This window comes from Priestia megaterium (genome assembly GCF_009497655.1).
Taxonomy (GTDB): Bacteria; Bacillota; Bacilli; order Bacillales; family Bacillaceae_H; genus Priestia; species Priestia zanthoxyli.
Genome location: NZ_CP023317.1, coordinates 4,526,951 through 4,541,471 on the forward strand (window position 1 = coordinate 4,526,951; position 14,521 = coordinate 4,541,471).

The following is a 14,521-nucleotide window of genomic DNA, read 5'->3' on the forward strand; positions in this document are numbered from 1 at the left end:
GAGTCAGACACAATAAAAAAATCCGAACGGTTTATCGTTCGGATTTTCCTTGCACTAAAGTACTTTTGTTCCAGCCTCTTTCTAGTTAACGAATAATCGTCATTCGATTACGTCCTTGAAAAAATCTTCTTAGCCACGTTAAAAGGAAAGGCTTAACGATTTTGCGTGTAAACGGCAGTAAAAAGATAAAGCCTACAACATCTGTCAAGAAGCCTGGAAACAGTAGAAACAAACCGCCAAATAGTACACACATACCATCAAGGATTTCACCGCTTGGAACATGTCCTTGGCTCATCTGACGCTGTGCTTTTTGAAAAAGAGATGTTCCTTGTTTTTTCGCTAGAAACGCACCAATAAAACTGGTAGCAATAATCAGTAAAAATGTTGACATTACACCAATGAGATGACTTGAATAAATCAAAATCATTACCTCAACAGCAGGTACAATAAGAAGGAGCGGAAGAAGCTTCCTCACCATCATCACCTCTTCGCTTATTGAATTGCCTAAACAAAAAGAGAAGGATTTCCCCTTCTCTTTTTTTCAATCATCTACGTGTTTCTTACAGTACGCTTGCGTGTCCGTTGTATACAACACCACGTGAAGCATCAACTGTAATATCTTGATCTTCTGAGAATACGCTTGTTGCGTTTTCTACACCTACAATGACAGGAATGCTTAAGTTTAATCCTACTACAGCTGCATGGCTTGTTAGACCGCCTTCTTCCGTAATAAGAGCCCCTGCTTTTTCGATTGCACTGATCATATCGCGATCTGTGCTGTTTGTAACAAGGATAGCACCTTCAGTCATTTTTGCATTTGCTTCTTCAGCAGTTTTAGCAATAACTACTTTACCAACTGCTGCTTTACGACCAATTCCTTGTCCTTTAGCCAGAACGTCACCTACAACTTGAACTTTCATTAAGTTCGTTGCACCTGATTCTCCAACTGGAACACCAGCAGTAATAACAACTAAATCACCGTGTGCTACAACGCCTGTTTTTACTGCGTCATTTACAGCGTGATCTAACATATCGTCAATTGTACTTACGCGCTCACCAACAACTGGTGTAACACCCCATACTAGAGAAAGACGACGTGCAACAGAATCGTTTGCTGCAACAGCTACGATTGGAGATTGCGGACGATATTTAGAAACGATTTTCGCTGTATAACCACTTTCTGTTGGCGCTACGATTGCACTAGCGTTTAAGTTAAGCGCTGTGTGTACAACAGATTGTCCGATTGCATCTGTAATAGATGGGCCAACTTGCTTGCTGCGCTGTTGTAAAATCTCAGAGTAGTTTAGAGCTTGCTCAGCACGAGAAGCGATTGAATGCATTGTTTGTACAGCTTCAACTGGGTAAGAACCCGCAGCTGTTTCACCAGATAACATAATTGCATCTGTACCATCAAAAATAGCATTGGCAACGTCACTTGCTTCCGCACGAGTCGGGCGCGGGTTGCGTTGCATTGAATCAAGCATTTGTGTAGCTGTAATAACTGGTTTGCCAAGTGCATTACATTGTTTGATTAGATCTTTTTGTACTAATGGTACTTCTTCAGCAGGAATTTCTACTCCTAAGTCACCACGAGCAACCATTAAGCCGTCTGAAACTTCAAGGATTTCTTTGATGTTATCTACGCCTTCTTGGTTTTCGATTTTTGAGATGATTTGAATGTGAGCTGCATTGTGTTTTTCTAGTAGTTCACGAATTTCTAATACATCAGATGCACGACGCACAAAAGAAGCAGCGATAAAATCAATGCCTTGTTCGATACCAAATACAATATCGTTTGCATCTTTTTCAGTGATACCAGGAAGGTTTACACTTACGTTTGGCACGTTTACACCTTTTTTATTTTTTAATGTACCAGGGTTAAGTACTTTCGTTTTGATTTCACCATCAGTTTTATTGACATCTAGTACTTCAAGACCGATTAAACCGTCATCTAAAAGGATTTTTGATCCTACGTGTACGTCATCAATTAGACCTGGATATGTAATTGAGAATTTTTCAGTTGTTCCCACTACTTCTGTCATAGAAACAATGATTTCAGCGCCTTCTTCTAACTCAATTGCACCATTTTCCATTGTGTTTGTACGAATTTCAGGTCCTTTTGTATCAAGTAAGATACCTACTGTTTTACCTGTTTGTTTCGCAGCTTCACGAATGTTAACGATACGTGCACCATGCTCTTCAAAGTCACCGTGAGAGAAGTTTAGGCGACAAACGTTTAAGCCTGAGTTAATTAGTTCAACTAATTTTTCTACACTTTCACTCGCTGGTCCAATAGTACATACAATTTTAGTTTTACGCATTCAAATTTCCTCCTATATATTTACTATTTACTCTTTAGGTAGAGCAAACAGCTATTTCCTTTACTAACCTTTTACAAGCAGGCTGTGAACAAATATTTTGTTGCCTTAACCTGTTCACCTTGCTTTACGTGTAACTTATGAAATACCTACATAGCGCTGAATCAAATAGCAAACAAATACACAGCACTTTAACGATGAATTTCTTCATCGTTTGCTTCTTGTTTTACTATTCCCTGCAATTCATACAGCAATACTTGCTGCCTGATTTGTCTTATATATCTCACGTTTTAGAGAAAAGACAAACGCTCGCACAGCTGCTAATAACCATAGGAATTTTTTTAAAAACACTCTTTTTCTACTTTTACTTAAAGGTTTTTGCTGTCTATAAAATACCACGAAGAACTTGTAAACACAATAGAGAAGGGCTATACAAACCGCACAAAAACGCGCACCCTTATTTTTCAAGAGTGCACGTTTCTTTATTTTATAGTAATGGCATCGTTTTCAGCTGCAAATTGTCCGATTTTTTTGTATTTTAAATAACGCTCCTCCACTAGCTCTTCTTTTGATAAATTCATCAGTTCTTTTAATGACTTCTTAATAATGCTTTCCATGTATCCAGCTTGTGCATCGATATCTCGATGAGCTCCGCCTTTTACCTCTGAAACCATTTCATCTACAATACCCAGTTCTTTCAAATCCGGTGCTGTAATCTTCATCGTTTCAGCAGCTTTTTTAGCAAGAGAAGAATCTTTCCAAAGAATGGCAGCCGCTCCTTCTGGAGAAATAACTGAATACGTCGAGTTCTCAAGCATATGAAGGTGATTTCCTAAACCTAATGCCAAGGCTCCTCCGCTTCCTCCTTCTCCAATGACAATACAAATAACAGGTACAGTTAAGCCAGCCATTTCGAAAAGATTTTTCGCAATAGCTTCGCTTTGTCCGCGTTCTTCTGCCGCTTTTCCTGGATAAGCTCCTTTTGTATCAATAAAGCAAATAATTGGGCGGTTAAATTTCTCCGCTTGCTTCATTAGACGCAGTGCTTTACGGTAGCCTTCAGGATGAGGCATACCAAAATTACGACGAATATTTTCTTTCGTATCTTTACCTCTTTGATGTCCAATCACGGTAACAGGCACGCCATTAAACTTGGCAATTCCTCCTACGATTGCTTCATCATCTCCATAAAAGCGATCGCCATGACACTCTAAAAAGTTTGTAAACAAGCGAGTAATATAATCGAGTGTTGTAGGACGCTCAGGATGACGAGCAATTTGAACACGGTTCCACGGGCTTAGATGATTGTAAATATCGTTTTCTACTTTTTCTAAGCGCTTTTCCAACTTATCAATTTCGCTAGATAAATCCACTTCTGTATTTTTAGCAAACTCTTTCAGTTCTGCAATCTTGTCGCGTAACTCAACAATTGGACGTTCAAACTCTAATTCACTTACCACTCGATGTCACCTCCTGCTACGTGTATATCTAAAATAGTTGTTAACGTGTCTTTTAAATCGTGACGGTCAATAACTCCATCTAATTGACCATGCTTCAACAGAAATTCAGACGTCTGAAAATCTTCTGGAAGCTCTTCTCTAATTGTTTGTTCAATAATACGTCTTCCAGCAAAGCCAATTAACGCGCCCGGCTCGGCTAAATTATAATCGCCTAGCGAAGCAAAGCTTGCTGACACTCCTCCCGTAGTAGGATGTGTCATGATCGAAATGATTAAGCCGCCTTCGTCACTGAACATTTTAAGGGCTGCGCTAGTTTTAGCCATTTGCATCAAGCTCAGAACACCTTCTTGCATACGTGCACCGCCTGAAGCTGTAAAAATAAGGAATGGGACATGCATTTCCTTTGCTTTTTCAATGGCGCGAGTAATTTTCTCACCTACTACAGAACCCATGCTTCCCATACGGAAATGTGAATCCATAACAGCAACCACTACTTTAATTCCTTCAATATCTCCTTCACCCGTAACAATCGCTTCACTTAAATTAGTTTTCTCACGATCTTTTTCGAGCTTTTCAAGATAATCCGGGAATCCAAGAGGATTTTCTGACGTCATATCTTTGTCGTATTCAACAAACGTACCGCTGTCAATCAAGCTTTCAATACGCTCTGGTGCTGTCATTTGATGATGGTATCCACAGTTTAAGCATACTTTTAAGTTTTTATTTAACTCTTTTGTATACATGATTTTCTTACACTTTTTACACTTGGTCATAATCCCTTCAGGTACATCTTGTCTCATATGCTCAGAAGGAATCGTAGCATATTTTCGTTTTTTTGGAGTTTTTGTGTTTTTTGTAAATAAATCTCGTAACAAGGTGTAACCTCCTTTTGGTTCTTTTCTTTAACATAAGAACCTTTCTTCTTCCTCTTCTTCTACTTTACACGTTATGAAAGCCCGTCTCAAACGCAAAAACAAGCGACATATAAGAAAAAATTGGATGAATTATTCGCTTCACTTTATTAGTTGCTATTTACTTTACTAGATGACGGTTTGATTTTGTGTAGAAAGATGGCATGTCTCTTTCGACAAATTCCTTCTTTCACACTTGTTTGTAGCACTGATGGTGAAGATTTAATACAGCTGCTTCATCTTTTTTAACTAGCGCCTCTACTAATTCATTTATAAGAGTGTCGCTTGGCGCTGAGTTTTGTTGAAAGGTTTGAGAAAAACGGCAAATAATCAGCCAAATTCGGTGCAATAGCCGATTAGGCTGCAAAGAAAACAAATAGTCAAACAAGTTCTTTAAGCGATCGTCATTCTGCTTTTGAATTACTTTTGAAACATTGATTTTGTTCTGTTCCGCTAAAACAGAAAACAAACAGCTTTTTTCCAGAATATATCTCGTCTGAATTAAGTCTGACTTTGTTTTGCCGTCTTGTATTAAAAAAGTAGCTAATAAATCAATAAATTGATGATCTCCCACTTCTTTAATAAACGTACCTTCACCTCTTCTAGTTTCAATCAATCCAATTAGCTCTAACGCTCTGAGCGCTTCTCGAACGGAAGAACGTCCTGCGCCTAACCGTTCAGAAAGCTCTCGTTCTGACGGGATTTTATCACCCGTAGTTAAACGATCATCTTCCATTAGCTGGCGAATTTGTTTTAGAATTTCTACATATACTTTTGAACGTTCATTCTTCAAGTTTATTACCACTCACTTTACATTACTTTAACAGGCATGCTTGAAGCATCATGCCTGTCAAAGAACAGTTGATGTAACCTTATTCAATAATCGCTAAACGGCGTGTATTTTCAGCTACGGCTTCTGGCTTTACTTTTATTCGGGCAACGCCTGTTTCCATAGCTGCTTTTGCAACAGCTGCGGCTACTGCCGGAGCCACTCGTGCATCAAATGGCCCTGGAATCACATAGTCTGTATTCAAGTCCTCTTCCGTAATTAAATTAGCAATGGCCTCAACTGCAGCCATTTTCATTTTTTCATTAATATGAGTAGCACGCACATCAAGTGCACCTCGGAATATCCCCGGAAACGCTAAGACATTGTTCACTTGATTAGGAAAATCTGAACGTCCGGTGCCGATTACTTTCGCGCCAGCTTTTTTAGCTTCTTCTGGCATAATTTCAGGCACTGGATTTGCCATTGCAAAAATGATTGGGTCTGGATTCATCTTTCCAATCATTTCCGATGTGAGTGCTCCTTCAACCGAAACTCCAATAAATACATCAGCTTCTTCTAACGCATCGGCTAACGTACCTTCTACTTTGCTTCGATTTGTATAGGCTGCAACTTCATCTTTTATACGGTTCATGCCGTGAGGACGCTTGTCATAAATCGTTCCTTTGGAATCACACATAATAATATCGCGCACTCCATAGCTGTATAATAATTTAATAATAGCAATGCCAGCAGCTCCTGCTCCATTCGCTACTACTTTGATTTGTGACATTTTTCTTCCTGTCAGCTTCAGGGCATTAAGAAGACCCGCTACCGTAACAATAGCCGTCCCATGCTGATCATCATGAAAAACCGGGATATTTGTTTCCTTTTTCAACCGCTCTTCAATTTCAAAACAGTTAGGAGCCGCAATATCTTCTAAATTAACGCCTCCAAAAGTTGGTTCTAGCAATTTAACAGTTTCTATAATTTTGTCCACATCTGTCGTGTTTAAACAAATTGGGAATGCATCTACGCCGGCAAAACTTTTAAAAAGGACAGCTTTCCCTTCCATTACTGGCAGAGCAGCTTCAGGGCCTATATTGCCCAAGCCCAATACGGCAGTGCCATCAGATACAACAGCTACCATATTTCCTTTCATCGTATATTCATATACATTGTTTACATCATCATATATTTCTTTGCAAGGTTCTGCTACACCAGGGGAATAAGCAAGGCTTAAATCCTCTGCGTTTCGAACAGGAATTTTGGACTTTGATTCTAGTTTACCTTTGTTAATGCGGTGCATATGCAATGCTTCTTCACGTAAAGACAATGAATTTCACTCCCAATAAACAAAATGATAACAAATACTGCGCCTGAACCATGTTCTTTCCCACACTCATATGATGTTATAAATCCAATTGCATTTCATTTCAAGAAAAACGCATCTAATTCGTATATTTTATAAAAAAACGGTGGTCAGACCACTTTTTTAACTATTTTACCATATAACATCACATGAAATCTGTAAAGACTATATCTTCTTGAACACAACGTGCTTCTCTCCAAGCATTGCTTTTAACGTTTTGATCAACTCATCGCTTCGTTCAACAGAATAGTGAACAGGAAGCTTGACCAATTGACGTTCTGCCTCATAATAAATTTTCACGGGGATTTTCCCTCTATGAGACTGAAAATGCTGATAAATAGTATGAAGCAGCTTTTCCGTACCTTGCTTTGTTTCTATACGTAAGTACAATTCTTCTGACGGTAATTTTTGAACCGCTTCGCTAGCAGCTTCAGCACGTTGACAAACAATTTGCTGCTGCCCATTTCTTTCATCTATCTTTCCATGTATCAGTAAAACCTTACCTTGTTCAAACAGCAGACGATTCTGCTCAAATACGCGGGGAAACGCAACAACTTCTCCTTCTCCACTTTCATCCGTAATGCGCAAAAAGGCCATTTGCTCTCCTTTTTTCGTGCGAATGACGCGAATTTCCAACACAAATACTAAAAGAGAGACCGCTTTTCCTGAAGCGTGTTCTTTCATATCGTGAAGAGAAACAACAGAATAAAAGGAATTCAGTGCTTCATACTGAGAAGCAGGGTGGCTTGATAAATAAAAACCTAGCATATCTTTTTCATACTGAAGCCGATCTTCTATTTTCAGTTCCTCTTTTTCCATATATTTAGGCTTTAACGAAAATTCAGCTCCAAATCCAAAGTCATCATCAGGGAGCACCAAGCTTGCATGTTCAAATGCTACATCAATGGTTGCTAATAAAGTTGCTCGATTTTCTCCAAATTCATCAAAGCCTCCGGACAAAATCAAAGCTTCAAGCGCTTTTTTATTCACGGCTTTTGGTGAAACACGTGCACAAAAATCAAATAAGTCTTCAAATCTTTTTTTCTTTCTCTCTTCTGTTATTTCCTGCATAGCTGCCGCACCAATATGTTTAATCGCTGCAAGGCTATATCTTATTCTTTCACCTTCTACATTAAACGAATACATGCTCTTGTTAATAGAAGGTGGGAGAACTTGTATTTTTTTTCTTTTGAGTTCATTAATATATTGAGCAATTTTCCCTTCGTTTCCAATAACGCTCGTTAACAACGCTGAAAAGAACTGTAGCGGATAATGTGTTTTTAAATAAGCTAACTGATAGGCCACCATACTGTAAGCAACGGCATGGCTCCGGTTGAAGCCATAATCAGCAAAGCGCACAATAAGGTCATAGACCCGATTAGCAACGGATAGGTCATATCCTTTCTTCTCGCTTCCTTGAACAAAATGTGCTCGTTCACGATCAAGCACGGATCGTTCTTTTTTACTAACTGCTCTTCTCAATAAATCTGCTTCTCCAAGAGAAAAACCGGCCATCTTTGAAGCAATCTGCATAATTTGCTCCTGATACACGATAACGCCATGGGTGGATTGTAAAATGCCTTGAAGCGTGGGATGGTCATATATGACGCTCTCCACTCCGTGCTTGCGCTTAATATAAGTTGGAATATTTTCCATCGGACCGGGTCTATACAGCGCGTTAACTGCTACAATATCTTCTAGCTCTGTAGGTTTTAATTGCTGAAGAACCCTTCTCATTCCATCTGACTCTAGCTGAAAAATCCCTGTCGTATCTCCTTTGCTCAGCAGTTCAAAAGTTTTCTGATCGTTAAATGGAATACGAGACAGTGACAGCTTTTGGTTCATGTCCCGCTCAATTTTCTTTAAAATGTGATCTAAAATGGTTAAGTTACGCAAACCTAAAAAGTCCATTTTCAAAAGCCCAACGTCTTGCAGAGCTTCCATTGGATATTGAGTCAGATATACATCATCATGTCCTTCTTGTACAGCTATAGATTGCGTCAGCGGCTTCTCACTGATCACAACGCCTGCTGCGTGTGTGGAAGTATGCCTTGGCAGTCCTTCTATCTTCATGGCAATGTTATACCATTGCTTTCTGGCTTCATTTTCTGCTAAATAAGTTTGAAGAACTCTTGAATCACGAAGAGCGCTTTTTAACGTTGTACCTGGTTTAGTTGGAATCGCTTTAGACATTTTATTTAACGCCTCTTGATCAAATCCCATCACTCTTCCTACATCACGTACGGCTGCTTTAGCCGCTAATGTTCCAAATGTAATAATTTGAGCTACATGCAGCGCTCCATATTTTTGAGCCACATACTGAATGACTTGATCCCGTTTATTATCAGGAAAATCGATATCAATATCAGGCATCGAAATACGTTCAGGATTTAAAAAGCGCTCAAAGAGAAGCTGATGCTGAATTGGATCAACATTTGTAATTCGTAAGGCGTATGAAACTAGTGAGCCCGCCGCTGAGCCACGACCTGGACCTGTTAAAATACCATGTTCATGAGCATAATTCATAAAATCCCACACGATAAGGAAGTAATCGCTAAAGCGCATACTTTCAATAATGTTCAGCTCATAATCTAAGCGTTTCTGGTATTGTTCCGTGATCACTTGAACTCTTTCTTGCAGTCCTTTCTCGCAAAGAGTGCGTAAGTAGGTTGATGATGTAACGGACGGAGGAACAGGGTATTTTGGAATAGACATGACGCCTAGAGAAATTTTAAGCTCGCATCGTCTTGCGATTTTTATACTTTCTTCTATTAAAAAATGCTGATCATGAAAGAGAACTTCCATTTCATGAGGTGATTTGAAATAGTACTCGCTGCTTTCTTCTTGCACCTGTTCACCGCTATGTAATTTCTCTCCGTCTCGAATAGCCGCTAAGCAATCATATGCGTCCCGATCTTCTTTTTTTAAATATTTCACTTGATTCGTTGCTACGAGCGGGACATTTTCTTCAGCAGCAAGCTCCGTTAACTGCTGATTTATCAAAGCTTCATCCTGTCCGTGGCGCTGTATAGATATATACAAAGACTGAGAATATACTTTTTTAAAGAATTGAAGCACTCGCTTTGCATCTTGAAGCTTGTTTTCTGCTAGCAGAGTTTCTACTTCTCCCCTTACGCCAGGTGTAATAGCAATCAGCCCGCTGCTATAATGCTGGAGCCATTTTTTCTTTACACCGTGTTTTTCCTTTGTTTGAACTAAACTGCTTAGTTTTAATAGATTTTCATAGCCTTTATCATTTTCTGCTAGCAAAACTAAAGGATACGCTTGCTCGCTTTCTTCATGTTCCAAAATTGATAGTGTAAGCCCAATAATCGGCTTAATCCCCGCTTTCACGCAGGCTTTATAAAAAGGAATGACTCCGTACATTACATTTTCATCGGTCAAAGCAATCGCTTCATAGTTCATTTTTTTAGCTGTTTCTACAAGTTCATGAATACGAACGGAACTGCTTAGTAAGCTATAAGAACTTTGAAGCTGTAAGTGAACAAAAGGCACAGGACTTCCCACCTTTCTTTAATTCTTTATTCTCATTATAAATTTTGTTGCGGGCGTAGACAAATTACATAACTCTGAACGTTTGTCCATATATATGTAGGAAGCATGAGTTATCAATAAAATAGTAAAGGAGGACGCGTCATGACAAAAGAGCCTTTTATGTCTCTTTTCATTTGGAGTTACTTTACTTCATTAGGTATTATTTTAGGCGGTTCATTAATCGGAGCATTTGCGGGGTTTTTAATTGGAAAATCTCCCCTGTACGTTATGCATACCCTCAGCAATAGCTTAAAAATCTGGGCAATTGTCGGAGCCATCGGAGGAACATTTGATACGTTTTACAGCTTTGAGCGAGGACTCTTTGAAGGAGCGACAAAAGATGTATTCAAACAAATTCTTTTAATTCTATCCGCTATGGGAGGAGCTCAGACCGGAGCTCTGATCATCAAGTGGTTAACGCAGGAGCACTTTGTATGAGAGTACCCAGCGAGCGAATGTTCAAGCGCTCCGACTGGCAGCGTTTTTTTGCCGGTATTGTCATTGGAGCAATTGTCAGCTGGGGAGTGTTTTTAACAATTTACGGCGTTTCAAGAGATAGAGAGCTAGAGGAGATTCGAATTGCTAATGATAAGCTAAAAAAAGCAAATTTGCAAATTAGCGCATGGCAAGAAGATGTAAAAGCATTAAACAAGGAAATGAAGCAGCATTTGATTATTCAAAATGTGAAAGTAAAATTAGTGAACGGCCATCGTTATAAAGTAAACTCTGTGGTGGAATACAATATTCAAAAAAGCGTCGACGAAGAAGCGCAGCACTTAATTGCCCAAGATATTGAAAGTGCGTATCGAAGCAGGGATATCTTAAAAAAAGCAATTGAAAACAAAAAATACGAATTCGATAAAACGATTTATGAAGTTGAAGTTCATCAAATTTATTTTTATACAACGCTTTCGATTGAAGTTCGAATTAAAAAGATGGAAAAAGTACTATAAAAAGCCGCTGATTTAAAATCAACGGCTTATTTTACAGATTACTTCTGACTGCAGAGCTCTTCTAAATCAAGTAGTAAAGGCTCTACTTCTTCCCATGAGTCAATGGAAGCGCCGGACGCAAGAGGATGGCCTCCTCCGTTGTATTTTCTAGCAATTGTATTAATCACAAGCTCTTTTGAACGCAGGCGGACCCGAATCTGATTTTCTTCTTCTACAAAAAATACCCACGTTTTCACTCCATCAATGTGTCCTAACGAGCCGACTAGCTGAGAGGCATCAGCAGGTGTCACATCATATTTGCGAAGAATTTCATTCGGAATTTTCATGTGAGCAACTCCCGCTGGAGACATTGTGAAGTTTTGCAGCACATATCCATGTAAGTGAGCGACGTTTTCTTTTGTTTTGTATAGCTGATCATATACATCCTTAAAATTGAAGCCATATTGAATCAATTCACTTGCATAGCAAAACGTTTTCGGCTTTGTATTTGGAAATAAAAATCGGCCCGTATCACCGACAATACCAGTGAAAATTAACTTTGCCCCTTCATCATTAAGAGCTAACCCCTTTTCTTTTCCTTCCAAGTAAAATTCATAAATCATTTCACTTGTTGAAGAAGCAGACGTCTCAACCCAAAGTAAATCACCGTAAGGAGTTTGATTCGGATGGTGATCGATTTTAATGATCATTTTTCCACTTGCGTAGCGCTGATCTGATACACGCGCTTCATTCGCCGTATCACAAACGATGACAAGCGCATCTTCATAGGTGTCATCGGCGATATCATCCATACGGTATAAAAATTTTAACGACTCCGCTTCTTCTCCCGTTACGTATACCTTCTTCTCCGGAAAAGATGTTTTTAACAATTCCGCTAATCCGCACTGAGATCCGTATGCATCTGGATCTGGACGAATGTGCCTGTGAATAATGATGGTGTCAAACTGCTTAATAGCTTCTAATATTTGTGCTTTCATTTTCTCTCTCCTGTCAATACTGTTCTTGTTTTATGTACGTACCACATGCACTTATATTTCCACAGCGCTGTATCCATAATCTTTATTAAATCATATCTCTTCTCCTTTTTAAAAGAAGAATCAATCAATAGTAGAATTTTCTGTTATTGACCTGTAAAATAATAGATACTACTGTAAACACTTTCAACACTACGCATTACTAGCATCTAGAAACATTACGGATAGAAATACACCGGACTGGAGGGGCGTCTGTGCCATTTTTTATGATTTTAATCGTTGTGTCCTTTGTTTTCTACATGTATTTAAAAGTAAAATACGTACGTTCAAAACGCCCAATGGAACGAAAGTGGATTTCCGCTAAGTCGAGTATTTGTCTTGGCTCTTTTGTATTATTTTTTGGGATTAATCAATGGTTTATTTACGAAACAAACCTTTCGCTTATCATCGGCATATTATTTGTATTATTCGGTTCAGGTAGCATAATAGCAGGTGTCAAAGCTTATAAGTACTATCAGCCTTATGCAATAAAAGAAGCAGATCAAATGTAAAAAAGGCTGAGGCATAACGAGAGGAATCCAATCTAAAGACGAACAAATGGGAGACATGAGCTGAACCGCTTGAGACACCGCCGTTGATTTCCGTGCAAGACTTCGCTTTCCGCTGGAGTCTTCGTCTTGCCCTCCAATCAACGGCTAGAAGAATCTAAACAGGTGAAACCTACGTTTACCCTAACAAAAAAAAACGAACCACTCATCAACATGGTTGATAAATGGTTCGTTTTTCACTTCGTCTAACATACTTTTGTCCCAGCTTCTTTTTTTATACTCTGTCCAATAACTGAGCCATCATCATCGCTTTTCCTACTACAACTCCGGCGTTGTAGACTTCTACATCTAATTTAGCAAACTTCCGACCCAGTTCTAATAGCTTAGGGCGAATTTCAATTACACTTTCAATTTGAACCGGTTTAATAAAATAAACGGTAATGTTTTCAATAACCAAATCACCTTTTTTATATAAGCGCAGAACACGATTAGCAGCTTCCGTCACAATAGTAGTAAAAACTCCGTATGAAATAGTTCCCATATAATTTGTCATTTGTGGCGTTACTTCACAGCGATAGACAGGTGCTTCCTTTGTCTCTTGTACGTCCATAAATTGATTCGTTACAATGTCATCAATGGTTTCTCCTACCTGTGGTTGACGCTGAATCATTTGCAGCGCTTTTAAGACATCTTGACGGCTGATAATGCCTTCTAGTCGGTGGTAATCGTCCACTACAGGCAGCACTTCAATCCCTTCCCATACCATCATATGAGCGGAAGAAGCGACCGATGTTTTCCCGTGAACGGTCATCGGATTTTTCGTCATCACTTTTTCAATCGAAGTGGAAAGATCATATCCAATAACATCTTTTGAGGTAACCATTCCATGAACTTTCATATGCTGATCTACTACAGGAAAACGACTGTGGTGCGTTTGATCGTTACATTCGTGCCATTTTTCAATCGTATCGGTTAACTGCAAGCTAACCGCTTCAGAGACGGGTGTTAAAATATCCTCTACAAGCACAATTTCTTTTTTTATCAACTGATCATAGATAGCCCGATTAATCATCGTTGCAACTGTAAATGTATCATAGCTCGTTGAAATAATAGGAAGCTTAAGATCATCCGCAAGCTTCTTAACCCATTCTTCCGTATCAAAGCCGCCCGTAATTAAAACGGCTGCGCCTGCTTCAAGGGCTAATTCATGAGCGTTTACTCGATTCCCTACGATAAGAAGGTTTCCGGCCTCGGTATACCTCATCATAGCATCAAGCTTCATCGCTCCAATAACAAACTTATTTAACGTTTTATGCAAACCTTCACGTCCGCCCAGCACTTGTCCATCTACAATGTTTACTACTTCGGCAAACGTGAGCTTTTCAATGTTTTCTTTCTTCTTTCGTTCAATTCGAATAGTCCCTACTCGTTCAATCGTTGAAACATATCCTTTATTTTCCGCATCTTTTATTGCTCGGTACGCCGTGCCTTCACTGACAGTCAGTTCTTTGGCAATTTGGCGCACTGAAATTTTTTCACCAATTGGAAGCGAATCGATATACTGTAAAATTTGCTCATGTTTTGTCGCCACGTGTACTTCACCCTTCTAAAACGTTTTTACGTTTCATATGTCTTTTCTTTTATTATACGGGGGAAGTGAAATG

General features: G+C 39.1%; 12 protein-coding genes. 3 read left to right on the top strand and 9 right to left on the bottom strand.

Annotation, left to right across the window (positions count from 1 at the left end; genetic code table 11):
• Window positions 1–85: 85 nt before the first annotated feature.
• From CEQ83_RS23175 to dnaE, 7 genes are all read right to left on the bottom strand, one after another.
• Entirely contained in the window at window positions 86–478 is a 393-nt protein-coding gene (locus CEQ83_RS23175) for an FxsA family protein (protein WP_033579618.1), read from the bottom strand.
• An 82-nt stretch (window positions 479–560) separates the two neighbouring features.
• Window positions 561–2,321 carry a pyruvate kinase gene (gene pyk / locus CEQ83_RS23180; RefSeq protein ID WP_045291184.1) on the bottom strand — a complete coding sequence of 587 codons (1,761 nt, stop codon included), beginning with the start codon at window positions 2,319–2,321 and terminating at the stop codon, window positions 561–563.
• Between the two features lie 479 nt (window positions 2,322–2,800).
• Window positions 2,801–3,778, bottom strand: a complete 978-nt coding sequence (gene accA, locus CEQ83_RS23185) for an acetyl-CoA carboxylase carboxyl transferase subunit alpha (protein WP_047749772.1) — start codon at window positions 3,776–3,778, stop codon at window positions 2,801–2,803.
• Window positions 3,772–4,653: an acetyl-CoA carboxylase, carboxyltransferase subunit beta gene (gene accD, locus CEQ83_RS23190; protein WP_028411784.1), complete on the bottom strand. Its 882-nt coding sequence runs from the start codon at window positions 4,651–4,653 to the stop codon at window positions 3,772–3,774. The genes accA and accD overlap by 7 nt, the downstream gene beginning before the upstream one ends.
• Window positions 4,654–4,879: 226 nt before the next feature.
• The gene (locus tag CEQ83_RS23195) at window positions 4,880–5,482 is read right to left on the bottom strand and encodes a FadR/GntR family transcriptional regulator (protein WP_028411785.1); all 603 of its coding nucleotides are present in this window, start codon (window positions 5,480–5,482) and stop codon (window positions 4,880–4,882) included.
• 79 nt (window positions 5,483–5,561) lie between these two features.
• A complete protein-coding gene (locus CEQ83_RS23200; protein ID WP_028411786.1) occupies window positions 5,562–6,791 on the bottom strand; it encodes an NADP-dependent malic enzyme in 1,230 nt (409 codons plus the stop codon).
• 201 nt (window positions 6,792–6,992) lie between these two features.
• On the bottom strand, window positions 6,993–10,343 hold the full coding sequence (gene dnaE / locus CEQ83_RS23205) for a DNA polymerase III subunit alpha (RefSeq protein WP_033579615.1): 3,351 nt from the start codon (window positions 10,341–10,343) through the stop codon (window positions 6,993–6,995).
• Between the two features lie 141 nt (window positions 10,344–10,484).
• Here dnaE and CEQ83_RS23210 point away from each other — a divergent pair, with 141 nt between their 5' ends.
• Window positions 10,485–10,820, top strand: coding sequence for a sporulation membrane protein YtrH (locus tag CEQ83_RS23210; RefSeq protein WP_013059455.1), 336 nt, complete (start codon window positions 10,485–10,487; stop codon window positions 10,818–10,820).
• Window positions 10,817–11,335, top strand: coding sequence for a sporulation membrane protein YtrI (gene ytrI, locus CEQ83_RS23215; RefSeq protein ID WP_014458035.1), 519 nt, complete (start codon window positions 10,817–10,819; stop codon window positions 11,333–11,335). Before CEQ83_RS23210 ends, ytrI begins: the two co-directional genes overlap by 4 nt.
• Window positions 11,336–11,373: 38 nt before the next feature.
• Here ytrI and CEQ83_RS23220 read toward each other — a convergent pair whose 3' ends face one another.
• A complete protein-coding gene (locus CEQ83_RS23220) occupies window positions 11,374–12,312 on the bottom strand; it encodes a DHH family phosphoesterase (RefSeq protein ID WP_028411788.1) in 939 nt (312 codons plus the stop codon).
• A gap of 251 nt (window positions 12,313–12,563) precedes the next feature.
• Between CEQ83_RS23220 and CEQ83_RS23225 the strand changes: the two genes are divergently transcribed.
• Complete coding sequence (locus CEQ83_RS23225) at window positions 12,564–12,860, top strand: YtpI family protein (RefSeq protein ID WP_028411789.1); 297 nt, start codon at window positions 12,564–12,566, stop codon at window positions 12,858–12,860.
• A 271-nt stretch (window positions 12,861–13,131) separates the two neighbouring features.
• Here CEQ83_RS23225 and CEQ83_RS23230 read toward each other — a convergent pair whose 3' ends face one another.
• Window positions 13,132–14,448: a CBS domain-containing protein gene (locus CEQ83_RS23230; RefSeq protein WP_028411790.1), complete on the bottom strand. Its 1,317-nt coding sequence runs from the start codon at window positions 14,446–14,448 to the stop codon at window positions 13,132–13,134.
• Window positions 14,449–14,521: the final 73 nt, after the last annotated feature.